This is a genomic window from Desulfonauticus submarinus (genome assembly GCF_900104045.1).
GTDB lineage: Bacteria > Desulfobacterota > Desulfovibrionia > Desulfovibrionales > Desulfonatronovibrionaceae > Desulfonauticus > Desulfonauticus submarinus.
In genome coordinates, this window is sequence record NZ_FNIN01000010.1 from 1 (window position 1) to 20,026 (window position 20,026).

Here is a 20,026-nt window from a genome sequence, read left to right on the forward strand (position 1 = left end):
AGCTTCAGTTCCATCATTATTATTGTTAGCTATGACATAAATGGTGCCTGAGTTAGAGATGTTGTTGTAGTCATAGGCATAAATGCCATAAGCTTCTCCATCATCATTATCATTAGCAGTAGCATTGATAGAACCCGAATTGGTGATGATGTTGGATGCATTGGCAGAAATGCCATAGGCCCTTCCCTCGTTATGATTATTATTGGCATTAGCATCAATAGAACCAGAGTTAGAGATGTTGTTGGAGTCATTTGCATAAATGCCATAAGCGTATCCATTGTCATTACTATTGGCTATAACAGAAATAGAGTCCGAATTAGAGATGGTGTTGTAGTTATTTGCATAAATGCCATAAACTTCTCCATTGCCAATATTAGTATCAGTCATAATACTAATATCCCCAGAGTTGATAATGGTGTTATAATCAGAAGCATGAATACCATAGATCTCTGTAGAAGCGGCGCTATTACTAATAGAAGAAATATTTCCAGCATTATTGATTGTATTATTGTTCTGTACATAAATGCCATATAGGGTTGCAGCGCCAAGCATATTATATGAGAAGATAACATTTCCACCAGTCCGAATGGTTATAGTGTTAGTGTTGTTTCCTGCGATAGCCATATCATAAATGCCTGTATCCAAACCAATACTTGCTCCAGATTCAATAGTAAAAGAATCGTTGTCATTTAAAAAATTAGGTGCTCCTGTTATATCCTTGGCATTGGTTTGGTCAGAGGTTTGGCCAGATTGTAAAATATAATCTGCAGCATAGGCAAAGTTAATAAGAAAACTGAAAAAAATTGTTAGAAACATAAATAGAAAAAAGTATTTTTTCACTTTGTCCTCCTATACAATTTTTGCCCAAACTTTTTGGCAAGATGAGATGTATTTATATTTTTGTAATTTTCTTAAGATAAGAACCTTACAAAAATATTTTTAAGTTTTTTAAATTTTTTAAAGAAAACAACATATTATGTATAGGCGATGTATTGTTTTCTTTAAAAAATTGTTTTGCCTATAAATGTTTAATTTTTATTTGTCAATGGATGTTAAAATATTTAAAATAGATTTTTTTCATTATTGAAATTGATTTGGAGGTAAAAATTTGCAGTATAAAAATGAAATAAGGCGTTTTAGACAAAAAAATATTATGATGAAGAATAAAGGAAGGTGTTTAAAAAGAGTTTTAATTTTGTGACAATGTCTTTTCTTGTTTGAGGCAGACTTGTTGGTCCTACCTCTAACGTAAATAATCCTTTGAATGAAGATTTTTTTAAGTTATCACTAAATTCTTTTAAAGGGAGTTCTCCTTCTCCTGGGAATAGATGTTCTCTAAAACCTTTAATATCAGAAAAGTGAATGTTATTTACTATGTCCCACTCAATTACATCAAAAACTTTAAGAATATTCCCTCCGCTTATTCCCAAATGACAGACATCTAAAGTAAATTTTATGTTTTTGTCCTGACATTGTTTTATGTAGGTAATAAGTATTTTCTTAGTAATAAGATTATATTCTGGACAAGGCATGTTTTCTAAAGAGAGAGGAACATGGCTGTTTAGGTCTTTTGGGAGATTTTTACTTTTGGTAAACCACCAGAAATGTCCCATTTGCCCTAGTCGGAAAATAGGAGGGTGAAAGGTAATATTTTTTACTTGTGTAAGTTTAGCAGCGATATCAATAGTTTTTTCCCATGCTTTTAAATGTCCACCCCATAGACTGTGATTCCTAAAAGGAGCATGTAAACTCAAAATGGGTAATATTTTGTCTAGAGATATTAATAAATCTAATTGATTTATTAATTTAGGCTCATTTAAAATTAGCTCTATGCCTAAAAATCCAGATTCTTTTGCTAAGAAAAATATTTCTTCTAAGGGTAAATGAAAAAGACAACCTGTGGAGAGAATAGGAGTAAAGTGCATAAAATTTTATGAGAGGCCGGGTTATCCCGACCTCATTTTAAGCTTTAAGCTAAATGATCTCTTATCCAGTAAAGTAGACCAAACTTGGACTCTAAATTTTGTTTAAGCTGATTTTCTTCAGCTTTATCCATGTTGTGGATTCTAATATAAACCTGTCTCTTGCCTTGTTCTGGCTTTTCATAAGAACTTAAGGTACTAATAATCCTTGCATTATGTTGCTTGAGAACGTCTAAAACTTCTTTGAGCGTGCCTGGTTTGTTTGCAAGAGTAAATCCCATTTGAATTCCGCCAAGATATACACCTGTAATATCAATTAAGACTTTAAAAATATCAGTATCTGTGATGATCCCCACTACTTGTTCATTTTCATCCACAACAGGCATTCCTTCTATTTTTTTCTTTAACATAGTAATAGCCGCTTTTTCTACAGTGTCGTTTACATTAATAGTGGTGGGATTAGGAGTCATAATGTCTTTAACTTTGATTTCTGAGAGTAAATAATATAGTTCGTGGACATCTAGGGTTGTGGCTTTGGAAGGAGAAGCCTCTTTTATATCTCTATCTGTGATAATTCCTATAAGTTTCCCAGAATCATCTACTACAGGTAACCTTCTAATGTCCTTTTCTTTTAATATTTTTGACGCCTTGAGCATAGATGTGTCGGGAGTAACTGTAATTACATCTTTAGTCATCCAGTCTTTAATTAACATTGCAATCCTCCTTAAAATTTCTTCTAAACTTAAAATAATTAGTGAAAACTTTAAACATTATCTAGCTCTATGGCAATCCTTTATTTGAGTATGTTTGGAAAAATGCTTTTTACTAAATAAAAAAAGTGTCTGAAATGATTATTGATAGCAATGAAACATCATTTCAGACACTTTTGGGAAAAAATTAGTTATGCTCTGCACCGTGTAAGACTGTCATCACTTTATCAACATCATGGGGTATTGCAGCGTCGCCTTTTTGGGCATATTCTAGTTTTGAAAAGATAATGATAGCAGCAAAAGTAAAAATCATTACAAAGCCCCCAGGGTTTTTGAATTGAAGAGCTATCGGAAGATAGTTTTTGCCAAGAATCATTATAAATGAACCTAATATGCCTGTAAGTAATCCTGCAATAGCTCCATTTTTGGTCATTTTAGGCCACCAAATTCCCATTACTAAAACAGGGAAAAAAGTAGAGGCAGCAATAGCAAAGGCAAGTCCTACCAGTACAGCTATTTGCAAATTTTCTGCAGCAAAACCCAAAGGTATGCCCAATAATCCTACTATTATTGAGGAAATACGAGCAATTTTTACCCTGCTTCTTTCAGGCATGTTAGGGTTAAATATATTTACTACTAAGTCGTGTCCAATAGCTCCTGCGCAAGCAATTATAAGTCCTGCTACAGTAGAAAGAATAGCGGCAAAAGCTCCTGCTACTACGATTCCTAATAATATTTGCCCTCCAAAATAAGAGCCTGCAACAGGAACAGCTAAGTTTTTACCATTTTTGGCTAACCACATAGTCAAATGAGAAGGTAAGCCTAATTTTTCAGATTGCATAAAAATGTATCTAATTACATGTCCTACATACGGGGATAAGATATAAAAAGTCCCAATAAGGATGAGAACATAGATAACCGTTCTTCTCGCTGCTTTGCCATCAGGTGCAGTATAGAATCTTACCAAAATATGAGGTAAGCCAGCAGTTCCGAACATAAGAGCTAAAAGTAGAGAAAAAGTATCTTTTAAGTTGGTTAACCAATAACCAGGAGCAGTATAAGACGACCCAACAAATGCCTTTCCTGTTATAGGTTCTGTAGTGTTTAAGGAATGGAGGAAATTTATCACATCTGTATAAGTATAACCTTTTAAAACAAAGGGAATAAAAGCCAATAAAAACATAGCTCCAAATAATATCCAGAATTGTACTAACTGATTAATAGTTGTTCCTTTCATTCCCCCAACAGAAACATAGGTAGTTATTATTAAGGCTATCACAATGATAGCTGTTTTATATTCCATATTTAATAATAAACCCATTACCTTTCCTGCTCCTAACATTTGAGGAGCCATATAGAATAAGGAGATAAAAAGAACTCCAATGACACCAAGTACTCTAGCTGTTTTAGAATGAAAGCGCTCTGATACAAAATCAGGAACTGTATATTTACCAAATTTTCTTAAAGGTGAAGCTAAGAATAAAAGAAGAGCAATATAACCTACAAAGAAGCCAAAGGCAAAAATAATACCATCGAATCCTTTTAAAAAGGCGATACCAGCTACACCTAAAAAGGAAGCAGCACTTAAATAATCACTAGATATTGCAGATGCATTAATAAAGCTATTTACTTTTCGTCCCGCGAGGTAATAATCTGCAGATGTTTTTTGGATTCTAAATATCCAGGTAGTTATTACTGTAAAAGTAAGCATAATTCCTATTAAAAAAAGAGCAGTTATAGGAACTTGATATCCCATTTCCATAATTATCCTCCAATTTTTTTAATTTCATCTTCCATTTGATTGGCTTTTCTTACATAGTATCCAAATATTATCCAAGTTATAGGATATATAAGAACTGCAACTAAAAAGTAATGCAAAGGCAAAGAAAATATTTTTTGTTTTACTATCCAATCTTTCCCAAGATATACTACAAGATACATTAAAATAATAAACAAAATATAAGGGACTCCAAATTTTAATGCAAAGCGGAGTTGTTTTTTCCTAATTTTTTCTGTGGCGTTCATTTTTTTTCCTCCTTAAATAAGTTTTATAAAATAAGTTAACCCTTCCTCATGACAACTTAATATAGAAGAAAACAATATATTGTCTATTTGCTTTCGGTAAGTGGAAGAAAAAACATAGGTTGACCATTTAGGTATGATATGTTCCACTTAAGACTAAATTTTGTCCGTTTGACTGTGAGTTCAAAATGAATTTGAAGAAAAATTTTTTTCAAGATTTAATTAAGCAAGGAAAGTTAAAAGAAATCCGCGAAATACGTTTGGCTGTGGTAAAAAAAATGTTAGATGAAGGAGAAGATGCTGATAAGATTAGTTGTCGTATTTCCCAGTTTAATGAACAATTGATTCAATGTGTATGTTCTTATTTTGCAAATAGTAATTCCTGGCTTTCAACATGCACTTTTTTAGAGTTTGGGTCAGGTGCTAGAGGAGAACAAGTTTTAAGTTCTGATCAAGATAATGGACTTTTGCTAGCAGATCACCTGAGGATAGATGTTCATGAATTAGATGAAGTAACTCAAAGAATAGTGATGACCTTAGATGGAGCTGGGATATATCTTTGTCCTGGTAAGGTGATGCTTTCTGAAGCCAAGTGGAGAGGTACCTGGCAAGAATGGAGAGAAAAAATTATTTTTTGGTTAGAAAATCCCAAGGAAAGAGGATCCTGGCAATCTGGATTAATTTTAGATTTTAAACCATTATGGGGGAAAAAGAATAAAGCTCAGGAGCTGAGGCTAGAAGTTTTGGATACTGTAAAGAAACATCCAGTAATTTTTAGAATGTTGGTAGAAGAAATTTTGCAATATAGAGTTCCTTTAAGTTTTTGGGGGGGATTTATTTTAGAAAAGAAAAATAATTTTTCAGGGATAAATGTTAAAAAGAGTGTATTAGCCCATATTGTTAATGCTGCAAGATTATTGTCCTTAAAATATAGTTTTTTAGAAACAAATACCTTAAAAAGGATAGAGTGGTTAATTAATCAGGGACATATAACTGAAGATATGGGCAACCATTTGATAGCATTATGGAAATGGATGCAGCTTGTTCGTTTAAAAAATAGCTATTTTGAAACTGACCAAGGTTTAGTTAATTATCTAAATCCCTATCTTTTACCAAAAGAAGAAAAAAAACTTTTAAAAAAAAGATTCTCTGTTCTTCAAAAATTTTTAGACTTGGTTTTAACAAGTACAAGCTATGGATTATAAAAAGTTACTCTTGTATTATTAGATAAGGCTTTACCTGAGGTAGGTTTAGACGAAGATAATAGTCAAGCCCAGGATGAGCAATTTTTACTTTTTCGCCAACTTTATTTTCCAACATATATTCTGTTGAGGGTAGGTATATATTTTGTAGCCCTGGAAGTTTTATTTTTATTTTTTTATTTGTTTCCCAACGGTGTTTAACCTTTATTTTCCATTTATCAAAACTTTTTTGTTGTTCTATCCAGGCTAGTGTTTTTTTAGGTTTGGAATAAGGAGTATAAAGGATTTTAGGTTTTCCTAGAAAAAATCCAGTTCCCACTGGACGAGTAAAAGTATTTTGAAGTTCCTTTAGATAAAAATTGTAGTCAAATTTATGAGCTAAAAGGTTGTCAAGTGCTGTTCTATAGACATTTACCACAATGGCTAGATAAGAGATTGTTTTATTTCTTCCTTCTATTTTTAAGGATGCAATATTATTTTTTACAAACCACGCTAGGTATTTAAGAAGACATAAGTCTTCACTTGCTAAAATTTTACTATATTCGTTTGTTTCAAATACTTCAAAAATATTTTCTTTCCGAGTTTGTTCTTTTAGAAAATATTGGTATTCAAATCTACAAGGATGTGTACAAAGTCCTAAGTTGGCAGAGCGTTGATTTAAATAAGAGCTTAAGAAACAACGCCCAGAGATAGCCATACACATAGCTCCATGAACAAAGACTTCTATTTCTAAAGAGTTTTTTATTTTGTTTTGAATTTCTTTAATTTGTTTAAAATTAAGTTCTCTTGCCAAGTTTATTCTTTTAATACCTTGCTTTTGCCAAAATAGAGCACTTAAACTGTTAGATGTATTGGCCTGTGTGCTCAGATGGATAGGTATGTTAGTTGCGTACTTTTGGGCTAAACTAATAACTCCTGGGTCTGCAATAATAAGGGCATCTGGCTTAACTTGGGCTAAAGCTTCTAAATATCTTTGTATTTGAGATAAGTGTTTTTCTTGGGCAAGAATGTTGAGACAAAAATATACTTTTGTTTTGTGTTGATGAGCAAATTTTATAATTTTAGGAAGTTCTTGAAGACTAAACCCTTTGGTTTTTGCCCTCAAACTCAGTTCACTGCCTCCAAGGTAAACTGCATCTGCTCCATAAGTAATAGCTGTAAAAAATTTTTCTTTGTCTCCTGCAGGACAAAGTAGTTCTGGAAACTTTTTCATAAATTTAGACTTCTAGTCCAAGGCGTTGGCGATAGTTTTTTAGCTTTTCTAAGAGAGAGTAAGGTATATCTAAGTTCCCTCTGCCTATTCCCAATTTAATATGAGGTTTGTTTGCTCCATGAAAATCAGAGCCTCCACTTATAAGCAAGCCTAATTTATGGGCTAAATTTCGGTAAAATGCTATTTGTTCTGGCGAATGTTCAGAGTAATAGACTTCTATGCCTTCTAATCCAATGCTTTTTAAATAGCTTATTGCTTCTGTTACTTCTTTTTCTGCTAGACCAAGAGAAAATGGATGGGCTAAAATAATTGTTGCTTGCTCTTCTTTTAAAATAGAAATGGCTTTTTGAGGACTAAATTTTTCTTTTGGCACAAAAGCTTTTCCTTTAGGGCCTAAGAAATTGTTAAATGCTTCTTGTATAGAACCTGCTATCTTTTTTTCCACTAATACTTGAGCAATATGAGGCCGACCAATAGTTCCCTTTGCTTTGGCTTTAACCTCAGCGTAATTGATTTTTATCCCTATTTTATTTAATCGTTCTATGATTTTTTGGTTTCTTTCTTGTCTTTTGTTTCTTAAAAATTCTAAGGCAGAATTTAAAATAGGAGCTTTTGGATCTATCCATAGTCCTAAAATATGAGTGATGCCTTTAAATTGGACACTTAGCTCACACCCACAAATTACTTCTATTCCATATTTTTTGCCAGCTTTAAGTGCTTCTGACAGTCCCTTGGTGGTGTCATGGTCAGTTAGGGCAATGGCTTTTAAACCAATAGTTTTGGCTAATTTTATGAGTTCTGTAGGGGATAAGGTGCCATCTGAGGCAGTAGAGTGAGTGTGTAAATCTATTTCTGGCATTTATTTAAACCTGTAAGTAATTCTTCCTCTAGTTAAATCATAAGGAGATAATTCTACTTTTACCCTATCTCCTGGGAGAATGCGGATGTAATATTTTCTCATTTTGCCTGAAATATGGCTTAATACCACATGTCCATTATCCAATTTTACTCTAAACATTGCATTAGGTAGGGCTTCTTCTACTATGCCTTCTACTTCAATGGCTTCTTCTTTGGCCATAAAAACCTCCTCTTTTAGGGTTTAATTATGAGATGTTAGGTAAGGTTTAAGATAGTGTCAAGAAAGTAAAACAGAGGAATGTGGAGTTGTTTAGATTATATTTGTTGGTTTTTGTAAATTTAGAAAAGATAGACTTAGTTATATTCCTTCAAATTATAACTGACAAATTGTAAGCAATAATTTGTCTAAGCTATATGGCTTACCTAAAAACATTTCTGCCCCAAATAATTTTGGATTTTTGGCAATTTGATGGTTTAAATAACCACTGGTTACAATGATTTTACTTTTTATTTTTTGAGTACGTAATTTTTCTAAAACTTCCTCTCCACTCATCTTAGGTAGACCTAGATCTAAGATAATTAAATCAGGTTGTTTTTTTTGTGCTTGGATGAGCGCTTCTTCTCCATCTTTAGCTGTGAATATTATATATCCTGCTTCTTTTAAAAATGTAGCCATGCTTTCTAAAATAATTGATTCATCGTCTACCACTAAAATGCTTTTTATATTTTTGTTTTTGGGCATGCTTTTTTGGGAGATACAACCTTGACTATTTGGCTTGGCTTGTAGAGGAAAAGTTAAGATAACAGATGTGCCTTCATTTAGCTTAGATTTGATTTTTATTTGTCCTGTATGTTGTTTAACTATTCCATAAACAGAGGCTAAGCCTAGACCAGAGCCTTTGCCGATTTCTTTAGTAGTAAAAAAAGGATCAAAAATTTTATCTTGAAGTTCTTCTGGGATTCCAGGACCATTATCTATTATCTCTAAGTAAATTAGATCTTCTTTAGTAAAAAGGGATATTGTGATTTTACCTTTATTACCCAACGCATCTTGACTGTTCTTTAAAAGATTTAGCACTGCATGTTCAAGAAGTCCTGGATCTCCTAAGATATAAACATCTTGTTCTAGAGTTGACTCTAATTCTATTGTTTGGGGAATTATTTGTTCAAACATATTTATAGTATCTTTTAGTAATGTAGTAAGATTAAAAATTTCGAATTCATGTTTTTCTTCTTGGGCAAAAGATAGAAGCTGTTTTACTAGTGCTTGTCCTCTTAAGCATGTATCTAAAATAGTTTTTATTTGTTGTTTTTGATGATTTGAATTAGAACTAAATGTTCTTAAAGAGCTAGTTATAATTTGGAGGAGGTTGTTGAAATTATGTGCTATACCTGTAGTAAAAGTTGCAATGGATTCTAGCTTTTGTTTTTCAAAAACTCTTTTTTGTAAATCGTTTTTTGATTCTTCTGCTTTTTTTAATTGAGATATATCGACGTGTGTCCCTGCTAATTTAACAGCATTGCCTTCTTGATCTCTTTCTATTACAAGACCTCTTGTTAGTATCCACTTCCATTTTCCCTCTTTAGTGCGTAGACGGACTTCTGTTTCTGTGCAAGGACGTTTTCCTTCAAGATGTTGTTGATCGTTTTTTATCACTCTATCCCTATCTTCAGGATGTAAAATACTAAAAAAAGCGTCGGTAAGGCTTTCAAGTTCTTTTTTGGTGTAACCCAGCATTTTGGCGTAATGGTTATTTATGGTAAGCTTATTGGTATGAAGATCTCTTTCCCAAAGACCTATTTGTCCTCCAAAGATAGCAGTAGAAAGGCGTCGTTTACTAATTCTAAGAGCTTCAAAGGTCTGTTTTCTTTCAATTGCTAAGGCAATATGGTGGGATATTGCTTTTAAAAGTTTAAATTCTCTAACAGTAAAATGATAAGCATCATGGTAATCCTGAACAGCAAGAACACCTAAAATTTTGTCCTCAACCATTAAAGGAAAACCCATCCATACTTTAGAGGGAGTGCCTATTATAGAAAGCTTGTTTTTGCTCTTTAATCTTAGTTTGGCAATTTCTCTTAAGAACAAAGGACGCTTTTTTTTAATAATATGTACAGACAAAGATTTTATCCTAGGATGACTAATATTTTTTATCTCATCAAATACTGGATCAAATTCATCTTTAAAATAAGGAAAGGTCAGGGAATCTCTTTTTTTATCAATAATCCCAATAAAAAAGTTTGGGGCTATGATATGCTCATCTATAACTTTATGGATAAGCTCATAGAATTCTTCAAGAGTTTTGCTTTGGTGGAGAGAAAGAGAAACTTTATATAAAATATCTGCTAAGGTTTCTTTAAATTTTTGTTCAGTTATATCCTGTCTTAAAATTAGAATAGTATTTTTTTCCTCTTTCAACCATATTTCTTTTACCCACCTCCATTCTTTGTTGACGTGAACTTGGTAAGATAATTCTTTACTTTTTGCAGGGCTACATAAAAAGATGTCAATATTATGTTTTACTTCTTTGTAATGGAGAGGACGAATAAGATTTAAAAAGTTTTTAAAATGAATGTGTGAACTATTTAAAGAAAATTTTTTTTGCCATGAAACGTCAAAAAATATTTTATTTGTATTTAAATATAATCTCGCGCTATATATCTTACATAAATCTAATATAGAATGGAGGGTAAAGTTTTTTTGCTTTAACTCTTCTATTAGCTCTACTTTTTCCTTTACTTGTTTTTTTATAATGCTATGTTCTTGTAAATGTCCAAAGTTGAGGCTAACAATTTTTGAGATATTCTCAAGCAAAGTTAGATTTATATGTTGAGCTATATCTGTGTTTTTATAGAATAGATTTATGACTCCTAACGGATAGTAATATACTAAAGGAATAGAAATTATATAAGTTATATTTTCTAGCGAGAGGTATTTTATTGTTGGGATATATAAGTCTTGTAATTCTCTGATGTAAGCTTTTTGAATTTTTTGTGATCGTAGAGCCCTTCCACTAAGACTCCCATCTACAGGAAGACATTTTACAATTTTGGGGGGAGGATTTTTGAATCCGATATAGTAATCCATTAAGAGATTTTTTTTGTCCGTGGATAGAAGAAAAAAAGATGCACAATTAGCGTGAAATATATTTATAAGGCAGTTCAAAGAATATTTTGAAAACTCTCTTATTGTATTTATTTGTGTTAAATTATTTAAGAAAGTATCTAAAAAAGTGTTGCTTATCATTTATTGGATTTTCAATATAATTAGTTTTTGCTTTGAAATATTGATTTGAATTTTTTTTCTATTTCAAGAAGCTTATTATCTATTTCTTCTAAATTTAGATTGTCAAATTTTTTATGTAAGTCTGCGAACATATTTCCTAAATCTTCTATTCTAAGGTTAAGGCTTGTTCCTTTTAATTTATGGATAAGCTCTTTTACTTGAGGTAAATTTTGCTCTTTTAATTTTTGTCTTATTTTTTTTAATTCTTTTTCTGTATTTTCTTTATATAACTGTAAAAAATTATCGACCTTGTCTTTACTGATTTTTAATTCTGCTAAAATTTTTTCTCTAATTTCTTGTAAGTTCATGTTTTACTCCTTTAAAATTATATTTGTTGAATTGATATTGCTAAAATAAAAAAAAATCAAGTAATAGATAGAAATAAAGGGGAAACTTAGAAAGCCTAAATTTTGGGCAAAATAAATTTTTAAGATTTTTCTTGACCTCTAAACAGAGCTTTTTTAAAAGAAATACTTCTTTAAGGCATGGTGAGTGTAGCTCAGGTGGTAGAGCCCCTGGTTGTGGCCCAGGTGGTCGCAGGTTCAAGTCCTGTCACTCACCCCAAAAGAATAAAAAAGGATGTGGTCTGACCACATCCTTTTTTTTGTTTAGAAAATATTTTTTTGTAATTTTAATCTTAAGATAGCTAGGTTCTATTTTAAAAAAAGGTTGACTTTTGGAGCAAAAATAGTTGAGAGGAGATATGGATTCTTGTAAAGATAGGGTGTTAGCTTCTCAAGCTAAGCAACTTAAAGCCTTATTAGAGGCTATTTCTAATTGTTGCCAAAAGCGTCAGGACTATGAGGTCAATAAGTTTTCTTTGCCTTTTGCCGAAGCAAAGTGTTTGTTGGTTTTAAGTAAAAGTTCTAGTCCATCTTTAAAAAATATTGCTAAAAAATTAGATGTAACCAAAAGTAGAGTAACTAGGTTGATTCAACTTTTGGAAGATAAAGGTTTGGTTAAAACTAAGCCCAATCCTAAAGATTCACGGAATAAAATTTGTTCTCTTACATCAAAAGGAAAAAGCAAAATAAGGGAAATAGAAAATTTTAGAAATATGTTGCATTGTAAAGTGTTGAAAAAGCTTAAACCAGAAGAGCGAATTGTAGTTTTGTCTTCATTAGACTTGCTGCAAAGGGCAATGGAAGAGAGTAGAAAAGAGGTAGAGAAAAATAGAAAATAAAAAAAGCCGCTTTAAGCGGCTTTTTTTATTTTCTATTGGTGCCGGGGGCGAGACTCGAACTCGCACGGGCAAAAGCCCACTGGATTTTGAGTCCAGCGCGTCTACCAATTTCACCACCCCGGCAGGTGGAAGAAACTTCATAATCTTTTTGACTTTAAAAAGTCAAGTAAAAAACAAATTAAAAGAAGTATATTTAAACTAAAAACGGGATTGCTTTACGCAATCCCGTTTATTTGCTTGGTGGAGCTGAGGGGACTTGAACCCCTGACCCCTTGAATGCCATTCAAGTGCTCTCCCAACTGAGCTACAGCCCCACAGAAGTAGCAATATCTAATAGGCAAATGTGTTAGAGCTGTCAATATTTTATTTGGTTTTTAGAAAGACTTTGTTTATTTTTTAATTTTTTTGTTTAAGGCGTTTTTTACAATTAAAAATAAATAGTAAATTTTTAAAACCAAGGCAAATAAAGGTTGCTCTTGTAAAAAGAGCAGGATAAAATTTTTTAATAATAGCGACATTAAGGAGATATTAAAATGAATAAATGTGGATTTCAATTGGTTGGGCAAAAAAAACTAGATGATATTGGAGTTATGGCTAATTTGTATAGGCATCAAAAAACAGGAGCTAGGGTTTTATCTTTACATACAGAAGATAAAAATAAAGTGTTTGGGATTACTTTTCGCACTCCACCACAAAATAGTACAGGTGTTGCTCATATATTAGAGCATTCAGTATTGTGTGGTTCAAAGAAATATCCATTAAAAGAGCCTTTTGTTGAACTTTTAAAAAGTTCTTTACAAACTTTTTTAAATGCAATGACTTATCCTGACAAGACTTGTTATCCTGTTGCTAGTACTAATGAAAAGGATTTTTATAATCTTATTGATGTATATTTAGATGCAGTCTTTTACCCTCTTTTGCATCCTTATACTTTTTATCAAGAAGGCTGGCATTATGAATTAGAAAATCCTGAAGGAGAACTTTCTATAAAAGGTGTTGTGTATAATGAAATGAAGGGTGCTTATTCTTCTCCTGACAGTGTTTTATTTGAATTATCTCAGCAAAGTTTATTTCCGAATCATGTATATGGCTTTGATTCAGGCGGACATCCAAAGGAAATTGTAAAATTAACCTATGAAGAATTTTTGTCTTTTCATAAGAATTACTATCATCCTGCTAATAGTTGGATTTATTTTTATGGAAATGATCCAGAAGAAAAGAGATTACAATGTATAGCCAAATATCTTGATAAATTTAGTTCGTTAAAAATTAATTCTAATATTCCTTTACAGCCTAATTTAAATTTGAACTTTAAAGTTATAAAACAATTTTATAGCGCATCATCTTCTGATGATAAGAGCATGTTTACTTTAAACTGGTTGTTTGCAAATGATTTTAGTCCAGAAGAAAAGATTGCTCTTTTTGTTTTAGAGGAATTTCTAATAGGTCTACCAGGGTCGCCTCTTAGAAAAAAATTGATTGAGTCAGGTTTAGGAGAAGATTTGGCAGGGGTTGGTCTTGAGAGTGAACTGCGACAAGCCTATTTTTCTATTGGTTTAAAAGGTATTAAAGAAGAAGATATTTCTAAAGCAGAAGAGATTATTTTATCAACTTTAAAAGATTTAAGCTATTCGATAGATAAAAATCTTTTGGAAGCAGCATTAAATTCTGTGGAGTTTAAATTCAGGGAAAACAATACAGGAGCTTATCCTCAAGGTCTTTCTATTATGTTAAAAAGCCTTACTTTTTGGCTTTATGATAAAGATCCTTTGGCTTTATTTGAGTATGATAAAATATTTCAAAATATTCGTAAAAAACTAAAAGAAGATTATTTTGAGAAATTAATAAATGCACTTTTTTTCCAAAATAGCCATACTACTAAAGTGATTTTAATCCCAAAATTAGGTCTTTTTGAACAACAGAATTTAGAGGAAAAAGAGGAGTTAAGAAAGTTAAAAAATAATTTTACAAAGGAGAAAATTTTAGAAATTGTAAATCTTACTAAGGCATTGCAGTCGTTTCAACAAAGACAAGATGATCCTCAAGATTTGGCTAAAATCCCTACTCTTAAACTTAAGGATTTGGATTCAAATGTAGAAAAGATTCCTTGTGTTTTAAAACAGTTAAATTGCACATCTTGTTTTACTCATCATTTAAATACAGGAAAAATTGTTTATCTAGATTTAGGATTTAATTTACAAGGTCTTAGAGATCGAGAGCTTATATTAGCAGGTATGCTAGGTAAGTTATTGTTAGAAATGGGAACTAAAAAGAGAGATTATGTGGATTTAAATACAGATATTTCTCGTTATACAGGAGGTATTTATCCGCTAGTGTTAGTGGATAAACACATTAATGGTAAACCTTTAGCATATTTTTGGCTGCGGACAAAGGTCTTAGAATCAAATTTAGATAAATTAAGAGACATTTTAACAGAGATTTTAACTGAATATGATTTTGGCTCATCTAAAAGATTAGAAGAAATTTTGCGTGAACAAAAATCTGGTTTTGAGCAAAGCTTTATTCCTTCAGGGCATAGTTTTGTTTTAAGACGTCTTAAAAGTTGTTTTAATTTGAGTGGTGTGATTGAAGAATACTTAAATGGGATAGAACATTATTTTGGAATAAAACATATTTTAACAGAGTTGAAAAATTGTCCTGAAAAAATCTTAGAAGATTTAAAAAAAATAGCTCAAAAAGTTATTTGTACTAATAGATTAGCTGTAAATTTAACTGTAGAAACACAATATGAAGCGCGTGCTTTTGATATAGTTAAACAAATAACCAAAGATTTAAATGTAGGGAATATAACTAAATGGCCTAATTTTAGTTTATTGGAGAATAATCAAGGACTTCAAGTTTCAGCTCAAGTAAATTATGTAGGAAAAGGATATAAACTTGACACAGAATTTTTAGGGAGTTCTTTGGTTATCTCTAGATTGTTGCGTACAGGTTATTTATGGGAAAAGGTAAGGGTTATTGGCGGAGCATATGGAGCTTTTTGTGTTATGGATATTTTTCAGGGTGAGGTATATTTTTGTTCATATAGGGATCCAAACCATATTGCTACTTTAAATATATTTGATAATGTTTCTCAGGAATTAAAATCTCTTGTTTTAACTAATAGTGAATTAGAAAAGCTTATCATTGCTACCATAGGAGAACTGGAAAAACATAAACTACCTGACGCTAAAGGCTTTGAATCTATGCTCTGGGAACTCAAAGGATTGGATATAAAAAGGCGCCAGAAGATAAAAGATCAGATTTTTAATACTTCTTTAAAAGATATTAAGTCCTTTGCTCAAAAATTTGATTTTTTAAAAAATCAGAAAATTGTAGTTTTAGGAGGAGAAAATACCTTGCTTAAATTAAAAGAAGCTTCTTTTATAGAAGAAATTATAAAACTAAATTAGTTTTGTTTAAATTTTAGCCCCCTTAAAAAAGGGGGCTTTAAGTTTATAGTCTATAAGTACAAGAGCTGAGTAAACTTAGCTAAGGGAGACGGTCATAGATATTATTTTTTAGCCAATGTAGATCCAACCATTCCACAGGGTTTACAGGTATTCCAGAAACTAAAACTGCAAAGTGGAGGTGATCTCCTCCAGCAAGCCCCGTGGCTCCTGTACGACCGATAATACTTCCTTTTTTTACTATTTGGCCTACATTTACTTTGATTTCACTTAGATGAGCATACAAGGTTTGAAGACCAAGCCCATGATCCAAAATCACTACTTTTCCATAGATTCCCATTTCATCAGCAAATACTACTTTCCCCGTATTAGAGGCAGGAACCTTGGCTCTTGCAATAGAAGCTAAATCAAGCCCTAAATGAGTTTGACGATCAATTTTTTTCCCTTGATAAAAATAATCTCTTATTTCTCCAAAAGAAGCTTTTCTTGCTGCATTTGGCAATCTTTTAAACTTACCTTTAAAGAGAGCATAAGTAGAAGTGTTTAAACCAATTTTTTTTAGTTCTTCTCGGTTAGCTTGGCGTAAGATTCGGTTTACTTTTAAAAATAGCTGCAAGTTGTCTTTTATTTCAGGGAAGTAGTGCTGAAAATAAGGTATCTTTTTACTTAAAAAATTGTTAGAAATATTAATCTTATCATGGGGAAATTTTTTAGGATTTAAATGATAATAGAATTCTACTTTTGCAATATTTCCTGCAATGTCCTCTGCCAATAAAACTGGGGTGTGATTTTTATTTAAGTTGTAAGGCCAGGCAAAAAGACAATAATATCTATTTTGCTTTTTGTTGTAATAAGCTGGGAAGAAATAATTATTTAATTTTACACCTGCATTTTTTATTGGCTCATTTGCTTTAAAAACTATAAGACCACTTCCGCCTTGGTTTAGATAGTGTGTTCTTGAAAGAAGAGATAATTGTGGGGGAACAGGATCATAAATAAATTCTTTTTTTATAAGAGCAATATTTCCCTGACCAAAATTTTTCAAAGAGGAATCTTGGGCTTCTATAAATAGAATAAATTTCCCTGGACGTAACTTTGTTGTAGGTAGCTTAAATTTTATTTCCGAGTAATTAAGTTTATTGAACTTTTTGTGGAGTAAAGGAATTTCGTTTTTATTTTGTTTTATAAAAATATTTACAGATTTTAAACCTTGTTTTTTGTCTGAGACTTGTAGATTAAACTGGGTTGTTGGATTTATATATTTTATACTCGGTTGAAGAACAATAGAGGGGGGTTCTCCTTCAAAATAGGTAAAGTAAAACAATGCTCCACTAGAAATTAAGAATATAGCTATGATAAAAAAAAGAGTTTTTTTAATATTAAACATTTTAACTCCTTAAAATAAAATTTGGATTAAAAGGTCAATTTACTAAGGCCATTTGAGCTTTGTTAATCTTTAATAGTTAATTGACTTTATGTTAGGCTAAAACTTTTGGCAACTTTTTTAATGAATATTTTTTTGCAAAAAGATAGCAAAAGATAAAACTTAAAAAATAAAATTATTCGTTTAAAAAATTTTTATTGCTACTTATTAAAAAATTTGATTAAAATATTATAAAATAATGTAAATTTTAAATGGTTGGTCATGTGAGTGTCAGCCAAAACCAGAGGAGGAGGGTATGAGTTTAAAAAGGCGTGACTTTGTTAAGCTCTGTGCTGGTACAGTGGCTGGCCTTGGAATCTCTCAGGTGTTTAACCCAAGTTTGGTAATGGCTTTGGAAAAGGCAGCCAAGAAAACACCTGTGATTTGGATTCAAGGTCAGGGCTGTACAGGATGTTCTGTGTCTCTTCTTAATACTGTTCATCCCAGTATTAAAGAAGTTTTGTTAAAGATCATTAGCTTGGAATACCATCCAACTGTGATGGCAGCTGAGGGTGAATTGGCTTTAGAGCATATGTATGAAATTGCCAATAAATACAAGGGCAAATTTTTCTTAGTAGTAGAGGGAGCTATTCCTAAAGCTGCTGATGGAAAGTATTGTATTGTAGGTGAGATGGGTGGTAAAGAGATTACTATGTTAGAGCTTACTGAAGAACTAGGTAAGAAGGCTGCTGCTACTGTTGCAGTGGGAGCTTGTGCTTGTTTTAGTGCAGGTATTCCTGGTGCAGAGGGCAATCTTACTGAGGCTTCTTCAGTAAAGACTATTTTTGATGAGGCAGGCATTAAAACTCCTGTAATTAATATTCCTGGCTGTCCTCCCCATCCTGATTGGATGGTAGGTACTATTGCTCATGTTTTACTCTATGGTATTCCTGAGTTAGATGACAATGCTCGTCCTAAATTGTTTTATGGTCTTAATATTCACGAAAATTGTCCTTATCGAAGTTATTATGAAAGTGGGACAATGGCTCCGGTGTTTACTAAAAAAGAGGGCTGTCGTTATGATTTAGGATGTAAAGGACCTGTTGCTAATGCTGATTGTTGGAAGCGTCATTGGAACAATGGTGTAAACTGGTGTATTGAAAATGCTCTCTGTATCGGTTGTGTAGAACCAGGATTTCCTGATGATATGTCCCCATTTTATGAATCCATGTAAAGGATGAGGAGGTAAAATTATGGCTGGATGTAAACCAAAACAAGCACCTGCAGCCGCTGTGGCTCCAGGTAAAAAAATAAAGGTGGCTGTTGATCCTGTCACCAGGATCGAGGGGCACTTGAAGGTAGAGGTAGAAGTAAAAGATGGCAAAGTAGTAGATGCCCATTGTTTTGGGGGCATGTTTCGTGGTTTTGAGAACATTTTGGTTGGTCGTGATCCTAGAGATGCTTCTCAGTTAACCCAAAGAATTTGTGGTGTATGTCCTACTGCTCATGCAACTGCTTCTGTTAGAGCTTTAGACGATGCGTTTAATGTAAAGTTGACCACTAATGGTAGAATTGCCCGTAATTTGATTTTAGGTGCCAACTATTTACAATCTCATATTTTACACTTTTATCATTTAGCAGCTTTAGATTATGTAAAAGGGCCTGATGTTGCTCCATTTATTCCTAGATATAGTAATCCTGATTTACGTCTTGATCCCAAGACTAATCAGGTTGGAGTTGATCAGTATTTAAAAGCTCTTGAGATTAGAAGAATTTGCCATGAAATGGTAGCCTTGCTTGGAGGTAAAATGCCTCATGTGCAAGGTATGGTTGTTGGTGGAACAACAGAAATTCCAACAGCAGATAAGATAGTTGGTTATTTGTGGCGGTTTAAAAAAGTTAAAGAATTTATTGAAAACGAATACTTGCCTTTAATTTATCAGTTGGCAGGAGCTTATCCTGACTTATTAGAAACAGGTAAGGGCTGGAAAAATGTAATTTCTTACGGTGTATTTCCTCTTAATGATGAAGAGACAGAGTTCTTACTTAAGCCAGGCGTATTTACTGATGGTAAAGATTATAGCCTGGATACTAAGAAGATTAAAGAATATGTTCGCTATTCTTGGTTTGATGATGCAGATACTGGACTTCATCCAAGTCAAGGTAGGACTAATCCAAAACCAGGGAAAAAAGGTGCTTACTCTTTTATTAAAGCTCCTCGTTATAATAATAAGCCCCATGAGGCAGGTCCTCTTGCTAGAATGTGGGTTACCAATCCAGAACTTAGTCCAGTAGCACAAAAAGCTGGATTTAAGAGAATGAGAGATTTGGGAGAAAAAGCATTTTCAATCTTGGGACGTCATGTGGCCAGGGCAGAAGAGGCCTATCGTGTAGCAAAGGCCATTGAAAAATGGCTTACTGAAATAAAGCCTGGAGCAGAGACTTATGTTAAGGCCCCTGTTCCAAAAGAAGGAGAAGGCTTAGGTCTTACCGAAGCTCCTCGTGGTAGCTTGTTGCATTATGTAAAAATTAAAGATTCTGTTATTGAAAATTATCAGGTCGTTGCTGCTACTATTTGGAATGCATCTCCTAGAGATGATATGGGACAAAGAGGTCCTATTGAACAGGCTTTAATTGGTGTGCCTGTACCTGATCCTAAGAATCCAGTAAATGTAGGACGTCTTATTCGTTCTTTTGACCCGTGACTAGGCTGTGCCGTGCACGTTGTGCACGCAGAAACTGGCGAAGAACATGTTGTTAATGTTGAATAACGTTGCCAGTATTTTCTTTTAATTGACCATTTTAAGAAGGGCCGATATATTCGGCCCTTCTTTTTTGGGATAAATTAAATTTGTTT

The 20,026-nt window shown here is 32.6% G+C and carries 16 protein-coding genes and 3 tRNA genes; 6 read left to right on the forward strand and 13 right to left on the reverse strand.

Annotated features, from left to right (window positions below; all coding sequences use genetic code 11):
• The 5 genes from BLP60_RS08035 to BLP60_RS08055 all read right to left on the reverse strand — a co-directional run.
• Positions 1-840, reverse strand: an 840-nt coding sequence (locus tag BLP60_RS08035) for a hypothetical protein (RefSeq protein WP_200779124.1), incomplete at its 3' end; no start/stop codon positions are given.
• Positions 841-1,151: 311 nt separating this feature from the next.
• A complete protein-coding gene (locus BLP60_RS08040; protein WP_092065832.1) occupies positions 1,152-1,925 on the reverse strand; it encodes a sugar phosphate isomerase/epimerase family protein in 774 nt (257 codons plus the stop codon).
• A 44-nt stretch (positions 1,926-1,969) separates the two neighbouring features.
• Entirely contained in the window at positions 1,970-2,635 is a 666-nt protein-coding gene (locus BLP60_RS08045; RefSeq protein WP_092065834.1) for a CBS and ACT domain-containing protein, read from the reverse strand.
• Between the two features lie 184 nt (positions 2,636-2,819).
• Positions 2,820-4,394 (reverse strand): sodium/solute symporter, encoded by a 1,575-nt coding sequence (locus tag BLP60_RS08050; protein ID WP_092065836.1) that lies wholly within the window; start codon positions 4,392-4,394, stop codon positions 2,820-2,822.
• Between the two features lie 2 nt (positions 4,395-4,396).
• On the reverse strand, positions 4,397-4,657 hold the full coding sequence (locus tag BLP60_RS08055; RefSeq protein ID WP_092065838.1) for a DUF485 domain-containing protein: 261 nt from the start codon (positions 4,655-4,657) through the stop codon (positions 4,397-4,399).
• Between the two features lie 185 nt (positions 4,658-4,842).
• Between BLP60_RS08055 and BLP60_RS08060 the strand changes: the two genes are divergently transcribed.
• Positions 4,843-5,859: a DUF294 nucleotidyltransferase-like domain-containing protein gene (locus tag BLP60_RS08060; protein ID WP_092065840.1), complete on the forward strand. Its 1,017-nt coding sequence runs from the start codon at positions 4,843-4,845 to the stop codon at positions 5,857-5,859.
• Between the two features lie 4 nt (positions 5,860-5,863).
• On the opposite strand, the gene BLP60_RS08065 is transcribed toward BLP60_RS08060, so the two are convergent.
• From BLP60_RS08065 to BLP60_RS08085, 5 genes are all read right to left on the reverse strand, one after another.
• The gene (locus BLP60_RS08065) at positions 5,864-7,069 is read right to left on the reverse strand and encodes a peptidase U32 family protein (RefSeq protein WP_092065842.1); all 1,206 of its coding nucleotides are present in this window, start codon (positions 7,067-7,069) and stop codon (positions 5,864-5,866) included.
• 4 nt (positions 7,070-7,073) lie between these two features.
• Positions 7,074-7,928, reverse strand: a complete 855-nt coding sequence (locus BLP60_RS08070; RefSeq protein WP_092065844.1) for a PHP domain-containing protein — start codon at positions 7,926-7,928, stop codon at positions 7,074-7,076.
• Positions 7,929-8,147: a translation initiation factor IF-1 gene (infA, locus tag BLP60_RS08075; protein ID WP_092065846.1), complete on the reverse strand. Its 219-nt coding sequence runs from the start codon at positions 8,145-8,147 to the stop codon at positions 7,929-7,931.
• Between the two features lie 153 nt (positions 8,148-8,300).
• Entirely contained in the window at positions 8,301-11,015 is a 2,715-nt protein-coding gene (locus tag BLP60_RS08080; protein WP_159427714.1) for a hybrid sensor histidine kinase/response regulator, read from the reverse strand.
• A 179-nt stretch (positions 11,016-11,194) separates the two neighbouring features.
• Positions 11,195-11,521, reverse strand: a complete 327-nt coding sequence (locus BLP60_RS08085; protein ID WP_092065850.1) for an Hpt domain-containing protein — start codon at positions 11,519-11,521, stop codon at positions 11,195-11,197.
• A 180-nt stretch (positions 11,522-11,701) separates the two neighbouring features.
• On the opposite strand from BLP60_RS08085, the gene BLP60_RS08090 reads away from it, so the two are divergent.
• Together BLP60_RS08090 and BLP60_RS08095 are read left to right on the forward strand one after the other, a co-directional pair.
• Positions 11,702-11,777: transfer RNA gene (locus BLP60_RS08090), tRNA-His, on the forward strand.
• A 139-nt stretch (positions 11,778-11,916) separates the two neighbouring features.
• Complete coding sequence (locus BLP60_RS08095) at positions 11,917-12,396, forward strand: MarR family winged helix-turn-helix transcriptional regulator (RefSeq protein ID WP_092065852.1); 480 nt, start codon at positions 11,917-11,919, stop codon at positions 12,394-12,396.
• 36 nt (positions 12,397-12,432) lie between these two features.
• Here BLP60_RS08095 and BLP60_RS08100 read toward each other — a convergent pair.
• Positions 12,433-12,519: transfer RNA gene (locus tag BLP60_RS08100), tRNA-Leu, on the reverse strand.
• 115 nt (positions 12,520-12,634) lie between these two features.
• Positions 12,635-12,710, reverse strand: a tRNA-Ala gene (locus BLP60_RS08105).
• Between the two features lie 219 nt (positions 12,711-12,929).
• Here BLP60_RS08105 and BLP60_RS08110 point away from each other — a divergent pair.
• Positions 12,930-15,809: an insulinase family protein gene (locus BLP60_RS08110; protein WP_092065854.1), complete on the forward strand. Its 2,880-nt coding sequence runs from the start codon at positions 12,930-12,932 to the stop codon at positions 15,807-15,809.
• 79 nt (positions 15,810-15,888) lie between these two features.
• Here BLP60_RS08110 and BLP60_RS08115 read toward each other — a convergent pair whose 3' ends face one another.
• Positions 15,889-17,193 (reverse strand): M23 family metallopeptidase, encoded by a 1,305-nt coding sequence (locus BLP60_RS08115; protein WP_092065856.1) that lies wholly within the window; start codon positions 17,191-17,193, stop codon positions 15,889-15,891.
• Between the two features lie 292 nt (positions 17,194-17,485).
• Here BLP60_RS08115 and hysB point away from each other — a divergent pair, with 292 nt between their 5' ends.
• Positions 17,486-18,403 carry a NiFeSe hydrogenase small subunit gene (gene hysB, locus BLP60_RS08120; protein WP_092065858.1) on the forward strand — a complete coding sequence of 306 codons (918 nt, stop codon included), beginning with the start codon at positions 17,486-17,488 and terminating at the stop codon, positions 18,401-18,403.
• A 19-nt stretch (positions 18,404-18,422) separates the two neighbouring features.
• A complete protein-coding gene (gene hysA / locus BLP60_RS08125) occupies positions 18,423-19,940 on the forward strand; it encodes a NiFeSe hydrogenase large subunit HysA (protein ID WP_092065860.1) in 1,518 nt (505 codons plus the stop codon).
• The last annotated feature ends 86 nt before the right edge of the window (positions 19,941-20,026 follow it).